This is a genomic window from Lacihabitans sp. LS3-19 (assembly GCF_024343575.1).
Taxonomy (GTDB): Bacteria; Bacteroidota; Bacteroidia; order Cytophagales; family Spirosomataceae; genus Leadbetterella.
This window is the reverse complement of the sequence record NZ_RJUA01000054.1, coordinates 1-2277: the sequence shown is the minus strand read 5'-3', so window position 1 is coordinate 2277 and position 2277 is coordinate 1. Positions and strand designations below refer to the sequence as shown.

Below are 2277 nucleotides of genomic sequence, written 5' to 3'. Positions count from 1 at the left end.
ATGAAGGTCTTCATTAAAAACACCAAATTCTTTGATGTCTTTTTCTTTTTGACCTACTGAGACCCAATGAGAACGGCTACCTATGTCAATTCCACCAGCATGCGGATTGACAATTTCCATGGATAATGATTCATTTTTCTGATCCATAAAATTTGAGTTTAAATTTAAAAAATACTCAAAGGGAGTGCTCTTTTGGAATAATAAATATTCTGAACGGGGTTTCGTATTCTGATAGTAATCGGAACAGAACCGCCACTTAAGTTATGACACACACTCCAACCAGGATGACGCTCGTGCTATTACGCAACAGTTTTAAAATCGGCCTTGCAATGAGTTTTCAAATTTAAGGGATTGTTTCATAAGTGCTTCCACGTTAGCATACTAAGTTAATGGGCGAGGCTTATATGCTGGATTGCTGGTAACGGTTTTCGGCTTGGCGATGTGGCGGATTTTTAGCACAAAAGTTCAATAGAATTACTGCTGTTGAACCTTGTACAATGTTTCATAGGAGCACTTCAGCCGCCATATTGCCAAACCGATGTTAGCCGTTCGGTTTTTCTTATTCATACTTTTTAATCTTATCAATTAGTTGTCGTTTATAACTGTCAGTAAAAGTTAGTCCGCCAAACAGCTTTTTAGAAATCTGTTTCGAAGCAATTTTGTCATCAAACCAATCTAAGAAAAAAGTCGCATAACCACCTGTTGTAATTTCATTATTACCCATTGCAATCATTGGTGGATATTCTTTTTCAAAGTGGTCTCTACTTTTTATGCTTTTGTTTATACTCAAAAGGTAAAATTGTATATCATACGCCAAATATGAAAGTTCGTCTCCATGTAGCCCAAAATAACCCTTTTCTTTTGTCAATTCCGTGAGTAGATTTCGTAGGACTTTGTCAAAATTAATTGATGTGTCTTTTTTGAAATATTCTTGAAGTATATCAGAAAATTGTCCTGACTTAAAAGTTTCAAGTGTATCAATTAAATCCTGTTCAGAGGTGTCATAAACTTCTGAATTTACAAGACCACGAATAAATGTCTCAAAGTCTTTCGCTAAAAATGTTTTTTTGTAATCCCACTCTTGGTCAACGTGAACAACTTCTGGCTCTCCGTCATTTCCACTTTTGGAATAATCTAACATTATCATATCGTGTCCTGCTGAAGGACAGGTACAAATGAAAACTCCTGTGTTTGGGTATCCCCATTCGTCAATCATAAATTGACTACCTAAACTTCCACATAGTGAATACGTCTTTGTCCGTCCAATTCCCATAATTCCCGTTATAGCACAATGGTCTTCTGCCCAAGAGGTTCTTTCAGAAGTAGGAAAGCAACAATTTTTGGGTGTTCCACCATTATGAAGTTTCATTAACTCAATGTATGAAGCTGGAAGTTTAAAACCGAGTTCTTTTTCTATTGAAATGATAAGTTCATTCGATGGGCTATCTTCCACATATTCTTTAAGTGAATATGCGGTGTCATCCCAAAAGTCTGAAAAGTCAAAATCGTGAAATATTTTTTGCTCCATTTTTTATTGTATGTAGGGTCTCTCTAAACTTGTGACTAACGATTTTACGTCGAATTTAGCCAATATTTGGTTAATGAACAAAAAATCCCTTACCCAAATATATTGAGCTATTTTGTAAAACATAATTTAAAAAATAATCGAATCAGGAGCATGCTTTTGGAATTAATAAATATTGTGAACGGGGTAGCTTAAAGCTCCGCCAATTTTCTTTTGACAATGCTCCCATCTCCAGGATTCTGATCGGGCTAACATTTCTGCATGCACCAATTAGTAAATCGAGCTTTCATTCGATTAATATTTTTACGCTTTTGGTATTTCTACCGTTAGCAAGTTTTCTTTTTTTGACCCAAAAATGTCGGATTCTGACTAACGTTTTTGTTTTGTATTGATAATCAAGTACTTGTAATGTTCAGTTCGGCATTAGTTAGTCCAAATTTATCAATTTGTTTTTGAATTCTTTTGACCAAACCTAGTTTTCTTTTTTGGTCTAAAAACAAATAGCCTTCGGGGTTTATGTATCTGGTGCCTTTTGTTACCATATTCCATACTATCACGGCCAATTTTCGTGCTGTTGCACTTATAGCTGACACCCTCCCTTTTTTAAAACTGATTCTTTGGAAAAAATCCCTTAATGGAGTGGAGTCTTTTAAATTCCCAATTGCATTCGCCGCATTTCTTAGGGCTATTTTTAGCCGGTTACTTCCTTTTGGGACTTTACTTGATATTATTTTGCCACCAGTTTTCTTATT

1 protein-coding gene and 1 pseudogene are annotated in these 2277 nt (G+C 35.3%); both read right to left on the bottom strand.

Translation table 11 applies throughout. From position 1 onward, the window contains the following. Positions 1-559: 559 nt before the first annotated feature. Positions 560-1528 (bottom strand): SMI1/KNR4 family protein, encoded by a 969-nt coding sequence (locus EGI22_RS15235; protein WP_255069310.1) that lies wholly within the window; start codon positions 1526-1528, stop codon positions 560-562. Between the two features lie 392 nt (positions 1529-1920). Then, positions 1921-2277 (bottom strand): annotated as a pseudogene (locus EGI22_RS15230) (IS110 family transposase); the annotation flags it as partial.